Genomic DNA, 18000 nt, shown 5'->3' with positions numbered 1-18000 from the left:
CTTCGTTGAACGCTGACGCCGCGCTGCGCGCAGCCGGCGACGGAGGACATCATGTTCACGCACATCCTGGTTCCGACCGATGGTTCAGACCTGTCACGCAAGGCGATAGCGGGCGCGATCGATCTCGCGCAGGCGGTCGGCGCGCGTGTCACCGCGTATGCGTGTCTGCCGCAATATCCGTACTCGCCGTTCTCCGACGTCGTGGTCGAACCGCCCGGCGAGTTCCTGCAGCGCAGCGAGCGCGAGGCGCGCGTGCATCTGCGCGAAGTGGAATTGGCCGCGCACCGCGTCGGCGTGAGCGTCGAGAGCCGCGCCAGCGTGCATCCGGCGCCGTATCTCGGCATCATCGAAGCGGCCGAGCAGGGCGGCTGCGATGTGATCTTCATGGCTTCGCACGGGCGGCGCGGGCTCGGCAGCCTGCTGATCGGCAGCGAAACGCAGCGGGTACTCACGCATACGAAGATTCCGGTGATCGTGTATCGCTGAAACGGCGCGCCGTTCGCATCATCCCGCTCTGATGGTTTCGAAAAAAAACGCGCCGGCGGTCACGCCGGCGCGTTCAGGTGCGCCGCACGCTTCGAGCGTGCTGGCTTCTCTCAGATTCTGGCCGCCGGAGCTTGCTCCAAGGCTTACTGCTCATTCACCACGGCACAGTTTCCTCCCTGTGTCGGCGGCACTCTGCCGGCGCCGCTCGACGTTTTGCCGATCGTTCCTGCGATCAGGTGGCGGAACCGGCAAGCGGCCGGTCCGTCTGCCCTCAGCGTCAGGCAACCTTTTTGTCGAAGAACTGCTCGTCTTCCGTCGAGCCATGCAGCGCGGTCGTCGATGCTTCGCGCTCGACCGTCTGCGTCACCGCGTCGAAGTAGCCGGTGCCGACTTCGCGCTGATGCTTCACCGCGGTGAAGCCCTTTTCGGCCGCCGCGAATTCCGCCTGCTGCATTTCGACGAAGGCGGTCATCTGGTTGCGGGCGTAGCCGTGCGCGAGGTTGAACATCGAGTAGTTCAGCGCATGGAAGCCCGCCAGCGTGATGAACTGGAACTTGTAGCCCATCGCGCCCAACTCGCGCTGGAACTTCGCGATCGTCGCGTCGTCGAGGTTCTTCTTCCAGTTGAACGACGGCGAGCAGTTATACGACAGCAACTGGTCCGGGTACTCCTTGTGAATCGCGTCGGCGAATTTCTTCGCGAACTCGAGGTCCGGCTTGCCGGTTTCACACCAGATCATGTCCGCATACGGCGCATACGCGAGACCGCGCGAGATCGCCTGCTCGAGACCCGGCCGGGTGCGGAAGAAACCCTCCACGGTGCGCTCGCCGGTCAGGAACGGGCGGTCGTTGTCGTCGATGTCCGAGGTGACGAGGTCGGCGGCTTCCGCATCGGTGCGCGCGAGCAGCACGGTCGGCGTGCCCGACACGTCGGCGGCCAGACGCGCGGCGGTCAGCTTTGCGACGGCTTCGCGGGTCGGCACCAGCACCTTGCCGCCCATGTGGCCGCACTTCTTGACCGACGCGAGCTGATCTTCGAAGTGCACGCCCGACGCGCCGGCTTCGATCATCGCCTTCATCAACTCGAACGCGTTCAGCACGCCGCCGAAGCCGGCTTCCGCATCGGCCACGATCGGCGCGAAGTAGTCGACATAGCCTTCGTCGCCCGGATTCTTGCCTTCCGACCACTGGATCTGGTCAGCGCGCGTGAGCGTGTTGTTGATGCGCTTCACGACGAGCGGCACTGAGTTGGCCGGATACAGCGACTGGTCCGGGTACATTTCGCCAGCGACGTTCGCATCGCCCGCCACTTGCCAGCCCGACAGGTAGATCGCCTTGAGGCCGGCCTTGACCTGCTGCATCGCCTGGTTGCCGGTCAGCGCGCCGAGCGAATTCACGAACGGCTCGTTGTTCACGGCGGCCCACAGTTTTTCCGCGCCGCGTTTTGCGAGCGTGTGCTCGACCTGCACCGAGCCGCGCAGACGGACCACGTCTTCGGCCGAATAGGTGCGCTTGACGCCCTTCCAGCGCGGATCGGTTTCCCATTGTTGCTGGAGCTGCTTCACTTGCTGCTCGCGGGTCATGGTCATGATGTGCTCCTTCTTTGCCTGTTATGGAGGATGAGTGAACTCTGTCTTCGTCGAAGCATTGGGCCCGGTTGGGCGTTCTGTTTCGTGAAGTCTTATATAAGAGTCTAGGCAAATCGATGATCCCGCAATAGACGCCGCAAAGCGTTTTCCAAATATTTATTTTTTATAAAAATCAATGCGTTGAATTCAGTGTTTCGTATTGAGAAACGATATTTTCCATATTGCAATTGCGATCTTGTGCCTTGCAACATGATTTTTTACGACGCAAAAAATTTTTTTATATCGTGAAATTTGGGGTGGGCGAGCTGGGGACGAAAAAAAACCGGTGCCTGAGCACCGGTTTTTTCTTCGACTGATGGACGGTACGAAACCGTCCGGGTCTACCGTATCGGGATGGTCGTGTGGCAGGTAGCAGCCCTGGTGGGCCGCTGGCCTGCGTTTCGCCGCGATTAGCGGCGATTGACAACGATCAATGGCGATTAACCGCCGCGACGTGCCGAACGCGGGCCGTCGTTACGGCGCGCGCCGTAACCGTCACGCGAGCCGTAGCCGTCGCGGGAACCGCCGTAGCCTTCGCGCGAGCCATGGCCGCCTTCACGCGAACCGCCGGCCGACTTGTTGCCCCAGCTATTGCCGTTGCCGTTGCGCGAGCCTGCGTAGCCGCCCGGCTTGCCCGAACCGCTGCCGAAGCGGCGGCCATTGCCGCCCGGACGGCCGCGGCCGCCGAAGCCGGGACGGCCATTGCCCGAAGGCGGCGCCTTGCGCGGCTCGAAGCCTTCGACGACGTTGACCGGCAACGGCGTGCGCACGAAACGCTCGATGCGCTTGAGCGCGCCCTGTTCCGCGTGATGCACGAGGCTCACCGCGACACCCGAGCGGCCCGCGCGGCCGGTACGGCCGATACGGTGCACGTAGTCTTCGGCGAACTTCGGCAGGTCGTAGTTGAACACGTGCGTGATGCCGGGGATGTCGATACCGCGCGCGGCGACATCGGTGGCCACCAGCACGCGCACGCGGCGCTCGCGCAGCGCGCGGATCGTGCGGTTACGGGCGCCTTGTGGCAGGTCGCCGTGCAGCGCGGCCGATTCGAAGCCGGCGTCGGCAAGACGGCCCGCGAGCTGATCGGCGTCCATCTTGGTGGCCGTGAAGACGATGGCCTGATCGAGACCGGCGTCGCGCAGCAGATGGTCGAGCAGACGGTCCTTGTGATCGCGGTCGTCGACGTAGTGGACGGTTTGCGCGATGTTGGTGCGCTGCTCCATGCGCTGGACGATCTCGATACGCTCCGGATCCTTCAGCAGACGGCCGGTCAGCGAACCGATCTTGCCGTCGAGCGTGGCCGAGAACAGCATGGTCTGACGCGTGGCCGGCGTTTCGGCGACGATCGTGTCGATGTCGTCGATGAAGCCCATGTCGAGCATGCGGTCGGCTTCGTCGAGCACGAGGATCTGCAGTTGCGACAGGTCGATGCGGCCGCGCTCGAGGTGGTCGATCAGACGGCCCGGCGTGGCGACGAGGATTTCGGGGTTCTTCGCCAGCAGCATCAACTGCTGGCCGTACGCGACGCCGCCGAGAATGCTGACGGTGCGCAGGCGTTTCAGGTGCTTGCCGTACGTCGCGGCGGCGGTCGTGACCTGCATCGCGAGTTCGCGGGTCGGCGTCAGGACCAGCATGGTCGGGCGCGCGACCGGCTGCGGACGGCGGCCGCGGCCACCGTCGGCCGGGCGCGGTTCGCGCGGCTGGCCTGCCTGGGTCTTTTGCAACTGCGCGAAACGCTCGATTGCGGGCAGCATGAACGCAGCGGTCTTGCCCGAGCCCGTCGGGCTCGAAACCAGCAGGTCGCGGCCGGCGATACCGGCGGGCACCGCGCGTTGTTGAACGGGAGTCGGGTACTCGTAGCCGGCGGCGGTCAACGCGGAGACGACTTCCGCGGACAGGCCTAGCGACGCGAAGGTCGGCTTGGCGGCTTCAGCCGGGGCATTGGTTGCAGCGGGGGCAAGACCGAGCGCCTCGTCGGCGATGGCGTTCAACGGGCTGCTGGAAGTGTTGCTCAAAGTCATGTGAATCCTTGAAAACGATCCTGGGAGGTTCATCAAATGAAAACGTCAACGCCAATCGGCATACCCAAGTCGTCGGATTCAGCGAGCAAAGAAGCAGCGAGCAAATCAAAAAACGGGGGCAACTCGCGACAATGAAGGCGAGCTTTTCGTTAGAAGCTGTATCGAATGCGACATGCCACTATGGCGTGCCGCCAGCCTGGGACTTGAGCCCGTAGGGGGCTAGGCAGAAGGGGACAGGTTCTAAACTGGATTGGAGCAAACGCTATGGGACGCTGCGCCGCGAGAGCCACCTGGGAAAGTAAGGCCACGCAGTGAAGCGCAGGCGGCATTATAGCGGGATTTGTTGCACTGCGCCACTATCCGCACATTTTCTGAGAAAAAGAGTGCCGGAATGAGGCGAGGAGGCCGCGGGCCGCGACTCGAGGCTTGTCGCCTGGGAAGTGTTCCGAAGCCGCCCCGAGGCTGCCACCGCGTTGCCGGGTGGTCATCCTGGGGCAGTGGGGCAAGCATAATGGTCTCAGGCCGCGGCGCCGCTCTTCAACGATTCGACGAGTTCGACGTATTGCTGCTTCGCAGCGTCGTGCGCGGTACCCTTCAGCGCGGCCCAGGCGTCGTACTTGTATTTGCCGACGATGTCGGTGAAGCCCGGCTTGTCGCCGTGCACGTCGCCTTCACTGGCCTGCTTGAAGAGCGCATAGAGACGCAGCAGCGTGAGATTGCCCGGGCGCTCGGGCAGTTGCTTGACGTCTTCCTGGGCTTGCGCGAACTGGGTATTGATATCGGTCATGGTCGTTTGACCCGCGAGGCGGGATTGGATGAGATCGGCTGAAAATCATAACAACGGAGCGACGTCACGGGGCCGAGGACTTATTCCAAACGGCGGCGGTTGCGAACGCGAGCCGCGCACCCGCGCAAACCGCCCGCAAACCACCATCCGCGCGCACGGTGCCGATTACAATACGGTCCATGACTCAAACAGTGCTCCTTGCCCTCGATACCTCGACCGAATTCTGTTCGGCGGCGTTGCTGTCCGTGTCCGTCGATGCCGCTGGTCAGCCCACCGCCGAACCTCGCATCTGGTTGCGCCACGAACAGACCGGCGCGGTTTCCAGCACGCGCCTGCTCCCCGCGATCCGTGAACTGTTCGACGAAGCCGGTCTCGCGCTCGGAGACTGCGATGCGATCGCATTCGGTTCCGGTCCCGGCTCGTTTACCGGTCTGCGCACGGCGACCGGCGTCGCGCAGGGGCTCGCATTCGGCCTGAATCTGCCGGTCGTGCCGATCGGCACACTGCTCGCGTGCGCGGAGAGCGCCCGCCTGCGCAATCCGTCGACCACGCGCGTGCTCGCCGCGCTCGACGCGCGCATGGACGAAATCTATTGGGCCGACTACGCGTGGGACGACGCGCAGCGCGAATGGCGCACGGTGCAGGCAGCTTCGCTCGATGCGCCGGACCGGCTGGTGCTGCCCGACGTGCCGTTCACGCTTGCCGGCAACGCGGCCGCCGCGTTCGGTGAACGGTTGCCCGCGGTCGCGGCTGCGCGGAATGTCGATGGCGAAGCGCTGCCGCATGCGGTGCCGCTCGCGTACGCGGCACTGCGCGCGTTTCACGCCGGGCGCACGGTGTCCGCGGAGCAGGCCGCGCCCGAATACGTGCGCAACAAGGTCGCGCAGACCACGGCCGAGCGCATCGCCGAGAAGGCGGCCAAAGCGGGGCAGGCGGCCAGGCGCTCGCGCGACGGCGCGCCCGCGCACACGCCCAGCGACGAGGCGCGTCCATGAGCGGCGTGCTGCTCGCGGACCGCTACATGTCGCCGATGACCGAAAGCGACCTGGACGAGGTCGCCGCAATCGAGAAGCTCGCGTATGAATTTCCGTGGAGCCGCGGCAATTTCGGCGACTCGCTGCGCAACGGCTATTTCGGCGTCTGTCTGCGGCACGTCACCGGGACGCTGATCGGTTATTGCGTGCTGATGCCGGTGGTCGACGAAATGCATCTGCTCAACCTATGCGTCACGCCGCAGGCGCAGGGCGCGGGCGCGGGCCTCGCACTGCTGCGCGAGGCGGTGCGCGTCACGCGCGCCGAAAAGCTCGAGGGTCTGCTGCTCGAAGTGCGGCCGTCGAATCATCGGGCGATCCGGTTGTACGAACGCTTCGGCTTCGCATCGATCGGTCGGCGCAAAAATTACTATCCGGCGCGTCATCGCGGCCGGGAAGACGCGATCGTGATGCGTCTTTCGTTTGTCACGGAGGGCGCAGATGGCGCTGCATGAATCGGTGCTGGAAGAATTCGGACTCGCGCCGTTGTGGGTGCGTCGCGGGATGGCGGCGGGGGAGGCAGCGGCTGAGGCGGGCGCTGCGCAGGATGCCGCCGCGTCGACGCAAGCGGATGCGGTGTCGCAATCCGCGCAGGAAGGCCCGCGCAGCGCACCTCGCGCGGAGCCCGCGCCGCAGGCCGCTGGCGAGCCGACGCGCGCATCCGCCGACATACGGCAGCCACAGGCACAACGTAACTCGGCGCCGCCATACGAAGACGCCGCGCCGCGGCAGCAGGCAACGCAACAGCGGCCGCCATTACCCGAACCGCCACACTTCGACGCTCCACCCGACGACGACTTCGCGTGGTTCGACGATGCAGCCGCGAGCGCGCCCACACCCACCGAAGCGCATCGCGACGCGCCCGCGCTGCCGGCCATCCACACGCTCGACTGGGATGCGCTCGCTGCGCGCGTTGCCACATGTCAGTCGTGCCGGCTCTGCGAGAGGCGCACGAACACGGTATTCGGCGTCGGCGATCGCAATGCCGACTGGATGCTCGTCGGTGAAGCGCCCGGCGAGAACGAGGATCGCCAGGGCGAGCCGTTCGTCGGCCAGGCGGGCAAGCTGCTCGACAACATGCTGCGTTCGCTCGCGCTCGCGCGCGGTACGAACGTCTATATCGCGAACGTGATCAAGTGCCGTCCACCCGGCAACCGCAATCCGCAGCCGGACGAAGTCGCGCGTTGCGAGCCGTATCTGCAACGCCAGGTGTCGCTCGTGAAGCCGAAGCTGATCGTCGCGCTCGGCCGTTTCGCCGCGCAAAGCCTGTTGAAGACCGAGGCGAGCATTTCGTCGCTGCGCGGCCGCGTGCACAAATACGAGGGCGTGCCGGTGATCGTCACGTATCACCCCGCGTATCTGCTGCGCAGTCTGCCCGACAAGTCGAAGGCCTGGGCGGATCTGTGCCTCGCGCGCGATACGTGGCTCGCGGGCGGCGGCGCGCCGTCGAACGAATCAAAGTGACCCCGCGCGATGAAGAGCCGGCGGCGCGTGATGCCGCCGTGCCCCCCCGCCGTGCCGAGCTTTTCGGCGCGCTGCTCGGTATGCGAGGCGATGCGCGGTTTGGCGTGCATTCCGGCATTCGATCCGGTATGCCGTTCAGCGTAACGCCCGATTCACCACGCGATCTGCCGCGCGAGCCACTGCGCGACCCGGCCGTCCGCGATCTTGCGTGGCTGCTGCTGAGTCCCGATCTGCTGCGCCCGCAACTTCCGATGGGCGCGCTCGCGAATCCCTTCGACACGCCGCAAGAATTGCCGGCCACGATCGACTGGCTATATGCGCTCGACGCCGTGCCCGAGCCGCTGCATCGCGATCTCGCGGCGACGCGCATCACGCGTCTTGGCCGCTACGCCGAACGGCTGCTCGGCTGGTTCCTGCAGCATGGCCCGGCGGCCCGGCTCATTGCGGCCGGTGTGCCTTTGCGGCACGCGGGCGTCACGCTCGGCGAATGCGATTTTCTGGTGCAGAGCCGGCAGGGCGCGCGGCTGCATTGGGAGCTCGCGGTGAAATGCTATCTGCATGCGGGCAATGCAGGCGATTCAGCGACGGGACGTCTCGCCGATTACGTCGGTCCCAATCTGAAGGACCGCTTTGACCTCAAGCTCGCGCATCTGCTCAATCATCAGTTGCCATTGAGCGCGCGCGACGAGTTTGCATCGACCGGCTATGCAGGGACGTGGACGCCGCAGATGTTCGTCAAAGGCTGGCTGTTCTACCGGCATGGCGACACGCCGCAGGATCCGGTCGAACTCGACCCGGCGCACGGTCGCGGCTGGTGGGCGACGCGCGGCGACTGGCCGGCTTTCGCGCTCGCGCATGCAAACAGGTGGCGCGCGTTGCCGCGGCTCGAATGGCTTGCGCCGCGATCGACGACGGTGCAACGCGAGCAACCCGAAGCAGCGGATGCGTCGTACGTCGATGCACTTATGCTCGCCGCGCAGATTTCAGATCAGCATGGACCGGTCATGGTTGCCGCGTTCGCCGAAGACGACGCGGGCCATCTGATCGAACGCTCGCGCGGCTTTATCGTGCCCGACGAATGGCCCGCGCAGGCACGGCGTTACGCGCAGCAATAACGCGGCGTCGCAAGAGGCGAACCCGGCCCGTCACCACCACCGATGAAAATGATGCACGGGCCCAACCCCGCTGCCGACATCGAGCCGTTCGCTCGCCTGCAGCGCGCCGGTCAGATAAACCTTCGCATCCGCGACCGCGCCCGCCAGATCGTCACGCTGCGGAATCAGCGCCGCGATTGCCGACGACAGCGTGCAGCCTGTTCCATGCGTATTCTTCACCGGCACGCGCGGGCCGCCGAGACGCAGCGTGCCGCTTTCCTGCACGAGCCAATCGGGGCTGTCGGCCGCGCTCAGATGGCCGCCTTTCATCAGCACCGCGCGTGCGCCGAGCGCGCGTAGCGCCTCGCCCTGTTCGACCATGCCGGCTTCGTCGGTAGCGGGCTGAGTGCCGAGCAGCGCCGCCGCTTCCGGCAGATTCGGCGTCAGCAGATCGGCGAGCGGCAGCAGTTCGTCGCGCACCGCCGCGACTGCATCGGGCAACAGCAGCGCATGATTGCTCTTCGAGATCATCACCGTGTCGAGTACGATGTGTTTCGGTTTGTGACGCCGCAACGCGTCGGCGACCGCGCGCGCGATCGGCGCATTCGCGAGCATGCCGATCTTCACCGCGTCGATGCGGATATCGTCGAACACCGCATCGAGCTGCGCGGTGACGAAGCCGGCATCCGGCGCATGAATCGCGCTCACGCCGCACGTGTTCTGCGCGGTCAGCGCGGTAATCACGCTCGCGCCATAGGCGCCGAGCGCGGAGAAAGTCTTCAGATCGGCCTGGATGCCGGCGCCGCCGCCGGAATCGGAACCGGCGATCGTCAGCACATTGGGAATCGGTTGGGTCATGGTCGGGCGAGGAAGAAGGAGGGCGCGCGCAGGTTTGCCGCGGCCGGCTGGCGATTGAAACGGCCCGCCGGCTAGTCGCGGTTCAGTGCTTGGCTTCGCCGATCAGCGCGACGGAATCGAACGCGCGCTGGTTCGCCTGGTGGCGCCGCATCACGAGCCACATCATCAGGCAGACGAAGGTGCCGAACAGCACGATCACCGCGGTGACCGGCACGTCGAGCCACACGAGCACCGCATACAGGCACAGCATCACGAGCACCGACAGATTTTCGTTGAAGTTCTGCACGGCAATCGAGTGCCCCGCCGACAGCAGCACGTGCCCGCGATGCTGCAGGAGCGCGTTCATCGGCACGACGAAAAAGCCCGACAGCCCGCCCACGAGCATCAGGAATATGTACGCGAAGACCAGATAGCCCGGTATGTGCATGCGGCCGAAATAGACGCCCCAGTGCGGCGGGAACAGCTCGCGCGTGTAGAACGCCATCAGCATCACGGCGATGCCCATCATGATGCCGACCGGCAGCACCGACAGCGACTTCTTCAGCGGCACGCGCGAGGCCGCGAAGATCGCGCCGCCCGCCACGCCGACGGCCACCACCGCCTGCAGGATCGCCGCTTCGGAGAGCGACATGCCGAGCGACACCTCGGCCCACTTCAGCACGATGAATTGCAGCGTCGCGCCCGCGCCCCAGAATAGTGTCGTCACGGCGAGCGAAATCTGCCCGAGTTTGTCGCGCCACAGGACGAGAAAGCAGTCGGCGAAATCGGTGATGAGACGGATCGGCCCGTGCTCCTGTTTCGGATAGCGCGCGCCGGTGTCGGGAATGCGCAGATTGAAGAGCGCGGCGACGATATAGATGCCCATGATCACGAGCATCGCGGCTTCGGCCGGAGTATTGACGGTGGGAATATGCTGCCTGAGAACCGGCGCGGCGATATGCGGGCTGATCAGCGCGCCGCCGAGCACCGTGCCGAGAATGATCGAGCCGACCGTGGTGCCCTCGATCCAGCCGTTCGCGGCGACGAGCCGGTCAGGCGGCAGCAGTTCGGTGAGAATGCCGTACTTGGCGGGCGAGTAGGCCGCCGCGCCGAAACCGACGATGCCATAGGCAATCAGCGGATGCGCGCCGATCAGCATCGTCACGCAGCCGACGACCTTGATGGTATTGGTGATGAACATCACGCGTCCTTTCGGACGGGAGTCGGCGAAGGCGCCGACGAAGGCGGCAAGAACGACGTACGACAGCACGAAGAACAGCTTGAGCAGCGGCGTCATCCAGTTCGGAGCGTGAAGATCTTTCAGCAGTGCGATAGCGGCGATCAGAAGCGCATTGTCGGCCAGCGACGAAAAAAACTGCGCGGCCATGATGGTGTAAAAACCTTTTTTCATCTGATGCGATGCTGTCCTCGCTGCGGTCTGTCCGCCCCGGCCGTTTGTCATGCGTCCGGGCTTATGCCGATCGAAATGGGTTGTGCGCACGGCTTTATATCATGAAAATAGCTGGATTCAGACTAGCAGAATCCTTGATCGCACCGCCCAGCGGGCCGCTGAGCGCTGAAAACGCCCTGTAAGCCGCTGATTCGCAAGTGTCTTTACGAAAAATTCCCATGCCGCGCCCCCTCTCAGCCACGATTCATACCGCCGCTCTCGCCAATAATCTCGCCGTCGCCCGGCGTTATGCGCCGAAATCCAAAATCTGGGCCGTCGTGAAGGCCAATGCGTACGGGCATGGCCTCGCGCGCGTGTTTCCGGGTTTGCGCGCAACCGACGGCTTTGGGTTGCTGGACCTCGAAGAAGCGGTGAAGTTGCGTGAATTGGGGTGGGCGGGCCCGATTCTTCTGCTTGAAGGCTTTTTTCGTCCGACCGATATCGATGTGATCGACCGCTACAGCCTGACCACCGCGCTGCATTCGGACGAGCAGTTGCGCATGCTCGAAATGGCGCGCCTGTCCAAACCGGTCAATATCCAGTTGAAGATGAACACCGGCATGAACCGGCTCGGCTATACGGTCGAAAAATTCCATGCCGCGTGGGAACGCGCGCGCGCGTGCCAGGGCGTCGGCCAGATCACCTTGATGACCCATTTTTCCGATGCCGATGGCGAGCGCGGCATCGCGTATCAGATGGAAGCGTTCGAGCGCGGCGCGCAAGGCATTGCTGGCGCGCGCAGCCTCGCGAATTCGGCGGCGACGCTGTGGCACCCGAGCGCGCATTTCGACTGGGTGCGTCCCGGCATCATCCTGTACGGCGCGTCGCCGTCGGGCGTGACGGCCGCGATCGAGGGCACGGGCCTGCAGCCCGCGATGACGTTCGCGGCGGAACTGATTGCCGTGCAGACGCTCAGCGAGGGCAGCACGGTCGGCTACGGTTCGTCGTTTACCGCGCGCGGGCCGATGCGCATCGGCGTGGTCGCGTGCGGGTACGCGGACGGCTATCCGCGTATCGCGCCGGAAGGCACGCCGGTGATCGTCGACGGTGTGCGCACGCGGATCGTCGGGCGCGTATCGATGGACATGCTGACGGTCGACCTGAGCCCGGTGCCGACCGCCAATGTCGGCTCGCGCGTCGAGCTGTGGGGCAACGCGCTGCCGATCGACGACGTCGCGCAGGCCTGCGGCACGATCGGCTACGAGCTGATGTGCGCGATCGCGCAGCGTGTGCCGGTCCGCGCGGAGTAACGTGTGGCGAAACCGAAGACGTTGTACGTTTGCAGCGAATGCGGCGGACAGTCGCCGAAGTGGTCCGGTCAATGTCCTGCGTGCCAGGCGTGGAATACGCTGGTCGAATCGGTCGCCGAGACGCCGTCCACGCACCGTTTCCAGTCGCTCGCGAAGAATACGCCGGTGCGGCGTCTCGCCGACATCGAAGCCTCGGACGTGCCGCGCTTTTCCACCGGCGTCGGCGAATTCGACCGCGTGCTCGGCGGCGGCCTCGTGCCGGGCGGCGTGGTGTTGATCGGCGGCGATCCGGGCATCGGCAAATCGACGCTGCTGCTGCAATCGCTCGCGGAAATCGCCGCGGACAAACGCGCGCTGTATATCAGCGGCGAGGAATCGGACGCGCAGATCGCGTTGCGCGCGCAACGGCTCTCGCTGCTCGAACCCGGTTCGAAGGCGAGTGAGCTGCAATTGCTCGCGGAAATCCAGCTCGAAAAAATCCAGGCGGCGATCGCCGGGCAGCAGCCCGACGTCGCCGTGATCGACTCGATCCAGACCGTCTATTCGGATGCGCTGACTTCGGCGCCGGGCTCGGTCGCGCAGGTGCGCGAGTGCGCGGCGCAGTTGACGCGCATCGCCAAGCAGTCGGGCACGACGATCATCATGGTCGGCCACGTGACGAAGGAGGGCGCGCTCGCCGGTCCGCGCGTGCTCGAGCACATCGTCGATACGGTGCTGTATTTCGAGGGCGACACGCATTCGTCGTATCGCCTCGTGCGCGCGATCAAGAACCGCTTCGGCGCGGTCAACGAGCTCGGCGTATTCGCGATGACCGAGCGTGGCTTGCGCGGCGTGGCGAATCCGTCGGCATTGTTTCTGTCGCAGCATGAGCAGTCGGTATCGGGCTCGTGCGTGCTGGTCACGCAGGAGGGCACGCGGCCGTTGCTGGTCGAGGTGCAGGCGCTCGTCGACGCGGCCAACGCGCCGAATCCGCGGCGCCTCGCGGTCGGCCTCGAACAGAACCGGCTCGCGATGCTGCTCGCGGTGCTGCATCGCCATGCGGGCATTGCCTGTTTCGATCAGGACGTGTTTCTGAACGCGGTAGGCGGCGTGAAGATTTCCGAGCCCGCCGCCGATCTCGCGGTGCTGCTCGCGATCCATTCGTCGATGCGCAACAAACCACTGCCGAAGGGGCTCGTCGTGTTCGGCGAAGTCGGGCTCGCCGGAGAAATCCGGCCGTCGCCGCGCGGTCAGGAGCGTCTGAAGGAAGCGGCCAAGCTCGGCTTTTCGGTGGCGGTGATTCCGAAGGCCAATGCGCCGAAACAGCCGATCGAAGGCTTACAGGTCGTCGCGGTCGAACGGATCGAGCAGGCGATCGACCGGGTCCGCTCGCTCGACTAGATGGGCTTGCGGGGGGAGCACGCGCGAGGGACGCGTGGCGAACCTTGCACGCCGTAATGCCCCGTAAATATCTCCATATTGTCTGTAACCTGGCCGCCATGCCTTTTTTCTAAGCTGCGGGGGAATGCATCCCTTCCGATGCCCGAAAAAGGATCGCGCTTTGAAACAACCATACGAAACCGCAGCCGAGCGTCCCATCCACGTGCGCGGCTGCCGGGTCTCCGCACCGATTCTCCAGCCTTGGGGCGGCGCCTGCCGGATCGTCGAATGGATCGACACGACCGGGCAGATATCGCGGCGGGTGGTGGCCGAAGACGTGACGGCCGCCGAAGTGCGCGCCACGATCAGCCGCCATGTGGAAGGCCGCAAGCATCTGCTGTACGACGACGAAAAATCGCCGCGCCAGACTCTGCCGAGACAGACTGTGACGCGGCGCTGAAGGTAGGGGCGGGCGCTTGATTTGCTGTTTATCTGCATCCGCTGTGATTCGTGCTCATGCGTTGGCGGGTGGTTGGCCCGTTGTTTTACTCGCCGTGTTTTTTCCTGCCGAGCGATGGCGACTCGAGCTCACTCCATCTCGCTACATTTTTCCCGCAACTTTCGATAAACCCGCCTGAAGCCACGGCGAGCCTTCTCTCTTCATGGCTTCCGTGGCCTGGCCGTCGGCGCTAGTCCACCCGGCCGGTGCCGCTGCTCGCACCGTTGTCCGCTTCGTCTACGCTCCCACTTGCCGCCGCCGTATACGTCCGCGGATCGAACAGCGGATGCCGCGCGGCTTCGGCCGGCGTCAACACCGGCGACACGCAGCAGTCGAGCGATTCGAGCGCCTGTACCCACTCGTCGAGCGTACGCGTGCCGATCACGCCGGCGAGTTCCTGAATCAGCGCCACCGAGTCCGGCCCGCCGATCGCCTGACCGAGACTCCAATGACGCGTCGCCCACTCGGGCCGATCGAGCGCCATGCACAGCGTTTCCCAGAACTTCAGCTCGAGCGCGCCGACCGCGAGCCAGCGGCCGTCGCTGGTGCGATACAGGTTGTAGCAGGGCACGCCGCCGTTGAGCAGACCGGCGCCCGCGGCCGGCGCGGTGCCGTCGTTGGCGAGCGCGACCTGCGCGACGACGTTGTGCGCGTAGCTCGCGTGCGTCATCGATACGTCGACGAAGCGGCCTTCGCCGCCGCGCGCGACGTGCCACAGCGCGGCGAGAATCTGCGTGACCGCGGCGAGCGCGCCGCCGAGCAGATCGGCGATCTGGAAGTTGGGCAGGATCGGCGCGCCATCGCGGCCCGCCAGTTGATCGAGCACGCCCGCATAGCCGATGTAGTTCAGATCGTGGCCGGCGTGGTCCGCGAACGGGCCGCTCGCGCCATAGCCGGTGATCGCACAATAGACGAGCCGCGGATTGGCCGCGCGCAGCGTGTCGTAACCGAGGCCGAGACGTTCCATCACACCGGGCCGGAAGCTCTCGATCAGTACGTCGGCTTCGGCCGCGAGCGCGCGCAGCACGTTGCGTCCCGCGTCCGATTTGAGGTCGAGGCGCGTCTCGCGCTTGCCGCGGTTGACCATCCGGTAAAACGCGCCGGGCCGGCCCGCGACGCGGTCGCTCGACGATTGCATCATCGTGCGCGTCGGGTCGCCCGCACCGGGCGCTTCGATTTTCAGCACGTCGGCGCCGAGCTCGGCGAGGCGCAGCGCGGCCACCGGGCCGGGCAGCAGACGCGTGAGGTCGAGCACGCGCAGCCCTTGCAACGGCGGCGGCGCGGGCGGCGCCGTGAGCGTCTGCGCCGCCTGTGACCCGGACGATGAGTTCGCAAATGACAAAGCCAAGCTCCCGTGGATGCCGGCGCGGCGCGGCCAACAACGCGTCGCCAGGTGCCGCTAGCCGATCTGTTCGAGTTCCTCGTGCGTCTCGAGCCATTCGGCTTCGAGCGTGTCGAGGCGCGCGTTCACGTCTGCCTGACGGCGGATCGCGTCCGTCAGCCTGCTCTTGTGCTCGGGCTCGTAGCTCGCGGGATTGGCGACGAATGCATCGAGCGTCGCCTTCTCCGCGTTGAGCGCGTCCATTTCCTTTTCGATCTTCGCGATACGGCTTTGCAGCGGCTTTTTCAGATGCGAGAGCTTCTGACGCGTTTCCGCTTCGAGGCGGCGCTGCTCCTTGCGATTGACCCCGTTGTCGGCATTGCCCGCGCCGTTCGCCGTACCGGCCGCGCCCGCACCGGCTTTCAGCGCCGTGCGCTGCTCGGCCGCGTGCTGCAGCAGCCAGTCGCGATAGTCGTCGAGATCGCCGTCGAATTCCTGCAGACGATGCTTCGCGACGAGCATGAACTGATCCGTGGTCGCGCGCAGCAGATGCCGGTCGTGCGACACCAGAATCAACGTGCCTTCGAATTGCGCGAGCGCCATCGTCAGCGCGTGCCGCGTTTCCAGGTCGAGGTGGTTGGTCGGCTCGTCGAGCAGCAGCAGGTTCGGCTTCTGCCAGATGATCAGCGCGAGCGCGAGGCGTGCCTTCTCGCCGCCGGAGAACGGCGCGATCTTCGCGGTCGCCATGTCGCCGGAGAAGTTGAAGCTGCCGAGGAAATCGCGCAGTTCCTGCTCGCGCGTATCCGGCGCGAGGCGCGCGAGATGCTGCAACGGCGTGTCGTCCGGGCGCAGCGTTTCCAGTTGATGCTGCGCGAAGTAGCCGATGCGCAGCCCCTTGCCTTCGCGCACATGGCCGCTCAATGCTTCGAGCGTGCCCGCGAGCGTTTTGATCAGCGTCGACTTGCCCTGACCGTTCGCGCCGAGCAGACCGATGCGCTGACCGTTCTGGATCGACAGCATCACGCGCTCGACGATCGGAATCTCGCTGCCGTCCTCGCCACGATAGCCGCAGCGCACGTCCTCCATCACCATCATCGGATTCGGTGCGGAGTCGGGCGTGCGGAACTCGAACGTGAACGGCGAAGCCACGTGCGCGGGCGCGATCAGCTCCATCTTCTCGAGCGCCTTCACACGGCTTTGCGCCTGGCGCGCCTTGGTGGCCTGCGCCTTGAAGCGGTTGATGTAGCTCTGCAGATGCGCGACCGTGCGCTGCTGCTTTTCGTACGCGCTCTGTTGCAGCGCCATCTGTTGCGCGCGCAGCACTTCGAATTGCGAGTAGTTGCCGCCGTAACGCCTGATCTGCTGGTTCTCGAGATGCAGCGTCACGTTGCAGACGGAGTCGAGAAACTCGCGGTCGTGCGAAATCACGATCAGCGTGCCCGCGTAGCGATGCAGCCAGTCTTCGAGCCAGACGATCGCGTCGAGGTCGAGGTGATTGGTCGGTTCGTCGAGCAGCAGCAGGTCGGAGCGGCACATCAGCGCCTGCGCGAGATTCAGGCGCATGCGCCAGCCGCCGGAGAAGCTGCCGACCGGCTCGCGGGTCTGTTCGAGCGTGAAGCCGAGGCCGAGCAGCAGCGCTTCGGCGCGCGCCGGCGCGGTATAGCCGTCGGCATCCGCGAATGCCGCGTGCGCCTCGGCTTCGGCCGCGCCGTCGTGCGCCGCGGACGCGGCGGCGATGCGTGCCTCGATGTCGCGCAGCGCGGCGTCGCCGTCGAGCGTGTAGGCGAGCGCGGTTTTGTCGACGGCGGGCGTTTCCTGCGCGACGTGCGCGATGCGCCAGGTCGGCGGGATCGAGAAATCGCCGCCGTCCGCATGCAGCTCGCCGAGCAGCACGGCGAACAGCGTCGACTTGCCCGCGCCGTTCGCCCCGACGAGGCCGGCTTTTTCACCGGGGTTCAGGGTGAACGTGGTGTTGTCGAAAAGCGGCTTGGTGCCGCGCGCGAGGCTGAACTGATTGAAGCGGATCACGACGTGGCCGGCTGAAGAAAACCGCTATTCTAGACTGCCCGGCGCGTCGCCGGGCGGCAGGCGACGATCGCCCGGCTGTCGCTTCGCGCCAGGCCGCCATCGGCCATCCGGCCGACTGTATCGGCGAGGCTTTTGGCATAGACTGACGGCTTTCACGGGGAGGGCACATGACATCGATCTATTCGTTTTCGGCGCGCACGCTCGGCGGCGAGGAAGTGAGTCTCGCGCAATATCAGGGCAAGGTTCTGCTGATCGTCAATACCGCGAGCGAATGCGGATTCACGCCGCAGTACGCGGGCCTGCAGAAGCTCTACGATTCGTACGCGGCGCGCGGGCTGGCGGTGCTCGGTTTTCCGTGCAACCAGTTCGGCAAGCAGGAGCCGGGCGACGCCGCGCAGATCGGCGCGTTTTGCGAAAAGAATTACAGCGTGACTTTCCCGATGTTCGACAAGATCGACGTGAACGGCTCGAACGCTCATCCGCTGTTCCGCTATCTGACCGGCGAGGCGCCGGGGCTGCTCGGCCTCGAGGCGATCAAATGGAATTTCACGAAGTTCCTGATCGGCCGCGACGGCAACGTCGTCAAGCGCTATGCGCCGCTGACGAAGCCCGAGGCGATCACCGAGGATATCGAAGCGCTGCTGTAACGCCGCTCACCGCGCCCTGCTCGTTGCGAATACCGCCAGGGCCTGTGAACAGGCCCTAGCAGGCTGTTGAATTTGGATCCCGTGTAAACGGGGTTTGAG

The 18000-nt window shown here is 65.4% G+C and carries 16 protein-coding genes; 9 read left to right on the top strand and 7 right to left on the bottom strand.

Features of this window, described 5'->3' with window-relative positions; all coding sequences use genetic code 11:
- Positions 1–51 precede the first annotated feature (51 nt).
- Positions 52–486 (top strand): universal stress protein, encoded by a 435-nt coding sequence (locus QM685_RS26460; RefSeq protein ID WP_415120998.1) that lies wholly within the window; start codon positions 52–54, stop codon positions 484–486.
- 277 nt (positions 487–763) lie between these two features.
- Here the strand turns inward: QM685_RS26460 and aceA are convergent, their stop codons facing one another.
- From aceA to QM685_RS26445, 3 genes are all read right to left on the bottom strand, one after another.
- Complete coding sequence (gene aceA, locus QM685_RS26455; protein WP_415121206.1) at positions 764–2068, bottom strand: isocitrate lyase; 1305 nt, start codon at positions 2066–2068, stop codon at positions 764–766.
- A gap of 485 nt (positions 2069–2553) precedes the next feature.
- Entirely contained in the window at positions 2554–4134 is a 1581-nt protein-coding gene (locus QM685_RS26450; RefSeq protein WP_415120996.1) for a DEAD/DEAH box helicase, read from the bottom strand.
- Positions 4135–4651: 517 nt separating this feature from the next.
- Complete coding sequence (locus QM685_RS26445) at positions 4652–4921, bottom strand: acyl-CoA-binding protein (RefSeq protein WP_415120994.1); 270 nt, start codon at positions 4919–4921, stop codon at positions 4652–4654.
- Between the two features lie 179 nt (positions 4922–5100).
- On the opposite strand from QM685_RS26445, the gene tsaB reads away from it, so the two are divergent.
- The 4 genes from tsaB (at position 5101) to QM685_RS26425 (ending at position 8531) form a co-directional block, all read left to right on the top strand.
- Positions 5101–5916, top strand: a complete 816-nt coding sequence (tsaB, locus tag QM685_RS26440) for a tRNA (adenosine(37)-N6)-threonylcarbamoyltransferase complex dimerization subunit type 1 TsaB (RefSeq protein WP_415120992.1) — start codon at positions 5101–5103, stop codon at positions 5914–5916.
- Positions 5913–6407: a ribosomal protein S18-alanine N-acetyltransferase gene (gene rimI / locus QM685_RS26435; RefSeq protein ID WP_415120990.1), complete on the top strand. Its 495-nt coding sequence runs from the start codon at positions 5913–5915 to the stop codon at positions 6405–6407. The genes tsaB and rimI overlap by 4 nt, the downstream gene beginning before the upstream one ends.
- The gene (locus tag QM685_RS26430; protein ID WP_415120988.1) at positions 6394–7416 is read left to right on the top strand and encodes a uracil-DNA glycosylase family protein; all 1023 of its coding nucleotides are present in this window, start codon (positions 6394–6396) and stop codon (positions 7414–7416) included. Before rimI ends, QM685_RS26430 begins: the two co-directional genes overlap by 14 nt.
- 128 nt (positions 7417–7544) lie before the next feature.
- Positions 7545–8531, top strand: coding sequence for a DUF1853 family protein (locus QM685_RS26425; protein WP_415120986.1), 987 nt, complete (start codon positions 7545–7547; stop codon positions 8529–8531).
- Between the two features lie 30 nt (positions 8532–8561).
- On the opposite strand, the gene thiD is transcribed toward QM685_RS26425, so the two are convergent.
- Together thiD and lplT are read right to left on the bottom strand one after the other, a co-directional pair.
- A complete protein-coding gene (thiD, locus tag QM685_RS26420) occupies positions 8562–9368 on the bottom strand; it encodes a bifunctional hydroxymethylpyrimidine kinase/phosphomethylpyrimidine kinase (protein ID WP_415120984.1) in 807 nt (268 codons plus the stop codon).
- An 82-nt stretch (positions 9369–9450) separates the two neighbouring features.
- Positions 9451–10758 (bottom strand): lysophospholipid transporter LplT, encoded by a 1308-nt coding sequence (gene lplT / locus QM685_RS26415; RefSeq protein WP_415120982.1) that lies wholly within the window; start codon positions 10756–10758, stop codon positions 9451–9453.
- A 218-nt stretch (positions 10759–10976) separates the two neighbouring features.
- Here lplT and alr point away from each other — a divergent pair, with 218 nt between their 5' ends.
- The 3 genes from alr to QM685_RS26400 all read left to right on the top strand — a co-directional run bounded on the left by alr (position 10977) and on the right by QM685_RS26400 (position 13866).
- Positions 10977–12047 (top strand): alanine racemase, encoded by a 1071-nt coding sequence (alr, locus tag QM685_RS26410; RefSeq protein WP_415120980.1) that lies wholly within the window; start codon positions 10977–10979, stop codon positions 12045–12047.
- A 3-nt stretch (positions 12048–12050) separates the two neighbouring features.
- A complete protein-coding gene (gene radA / locus QM685_RS26405; protein ID WP_415120978.1) occupies positions 12051–13427 on the top strand; it encodes a DNA repair protein RadA in 1377 nt (458 codons plus the stop codon).
- A 160-nt stretch (positions 13428–13587) separates the two neighbouring features.
- The gene (locus tag QM685_RS26400) at positions 13588–13866 is read left to right on the top strand and encodes a DUF2866 domain-containing protein (protein WP_415120976.1); all 279 of its coding nucleotides are present in this window, start codon (positions 13588–13590) and stop codon (positions 13864–13866) included.
- A gap of 229 nt (positions 13867–14095) precedes the next feature.
- Here the strand turns inward: QM685_RS26400 and QM685_RS26395 are convergent, their stop codons facing one another.
- Together QM685_RS26395 and QM685_RS26390 are read right to left on the bottom strand one after the other, a co-directional pair.
- The gene (locus QM685_RS26395) at positions 14096–15175 is read right to left on the bottom strand and encodes a CaiB/BaiF CoA transferase family protein (protein ID WP_415121204.1); all 1080 of its coding nucleotides are present in this window, start codon (positions 15173–15175) and stop codon (positions 14096–14098) included.
- Between the two features lie 129 nt (positions 15176–15304).
- Positions 15305–17254 (bottom strand): ATP-binding cassette domain-containing protein, encoded by a 1950-nt coding sequence (locus tag QM685_RS26390; RefSeq protein WP_415120974.1) that lies wholly within the window; start codon positions 17252–17254, stop codon positions 15305–15307.
- A gap of 167 nt (positions 17255–17421) precedes the next feature.
- Between QM685_RS26390 and QM685_RS26385 the strand changes: the two genes are divergently transcribed.
- Positions 17422–17901: a glutathione peroxidase gene (locus QM685_RS26385; RefSeq protein ID WP_415120972.1), complete on the top strand. Its 480-nt coding sequence runs from the start codon at positions 17422–17424 to the stop codon at positions 17899–17901.
- Positions 17902–18000: the final 99 nt, after the last annotated feature.

This window comes from Paraburkholderia sp. (genome assembly GCF_047605525.1).
In the GTDB taxonomy this organism is placed as follows: domain Bacteria; phylum Pseudomonadota; class Gammaproteobacteria; order Burkholderiales; family Burkholderiaceae; genus Paraburkholderia.
This window is presented reverse-complemented; position numbering and strand designations above follow the sequence as displayed.

What these genes read in the sequence shown, in the direction of transcription:
- QM685_RS26450 (WP_415120996.1), bottom strand. Translation starts at nt 4,134, where the DNA reads ATGACTTTGAGCAACACTTCCAGCAGCCCGTTGAACGCCATCGCCGAC.
- QM685_RS26425 (WP_415120986.1), top strand. Translation starts at nt 7,545, where the DNA reads ATGCCGTTCAGCGTAACGCCCGATTCACCACGCGATCTGCCGCGCGAG.
- tsaB (WP_415120992.1), top strand. Translation starts at nt 5,101, where the DNA reads ATGACTCAAACAGTGCTCCTTGCCCTCGATACCTCGACCGAATTCTGT.
- alr (WP_415120980.1), top strand. Translation starts at nt 10,977, where the DNA reads ATGCCGCGCCCCCTCTCAGCCACGATTCATACCGCCGCTCTCGCCAAT.
- QM685_RS26385 (WP_415120972.1), top strand. Translation starts at nt 17,422, where the DNA reads ATGACATCGATCTATTCGTTTTCGGCGCGCACGCTCGGCGGCGAGGAA.
- QM685_RS26430 (WP_415120988.1), top strand. Translation starts at nt 6,394, where the DNA reads ATGGCGCTGCATGAATCGGTGCTGGAAGAATTCGGACTCGCGCCGTTG.
- lplT (WP_415120982.1), bottom strand. Translation starts at nt 10,758, where the DNA reads ATGAAAAAAGGTTTTTACACCATCATGGCCGCGCAGTTTTTTTCGTCG.
- rimI (WP_415120990.1), top strand. Translation starts at nt 5,913, where the DNA reads ATGAGCGGCGTGCTGCTCGCGGACCGCTACATGTCGCCGATGACCGAA.
- thiD (WP_415120984.1), bottom strand. Translation starts at nt 9,368, where the DNA reads ATGACCCAACCGATTCCCAATGTGCTGACGATCGCCGGTTCCGATTCC.
- aceA (WP_415121206.1), bottom strand. Translation starts at nt 2,068, where the DNA reads ATGACCCGCGAGCAGCAAGTGAAGCAGCTCCAGCAACAATGGGAAACC.
- QM685_RS26445 (WP_415120994.1), bottom strand. Translation starts at nt 4,921, where the DNA reads ATGACCGATATCAATACCCAGTTCGCGCAAGCCCAGGAAGACGTCAAG.
- QM685_RS26460 (WP_415120998.1), top strand. Translation starts at nt 52, where the DNA reads ATGTTCACGCACATCCTGGTTCCGACCGATGGTTCAGACCTGTCACGC.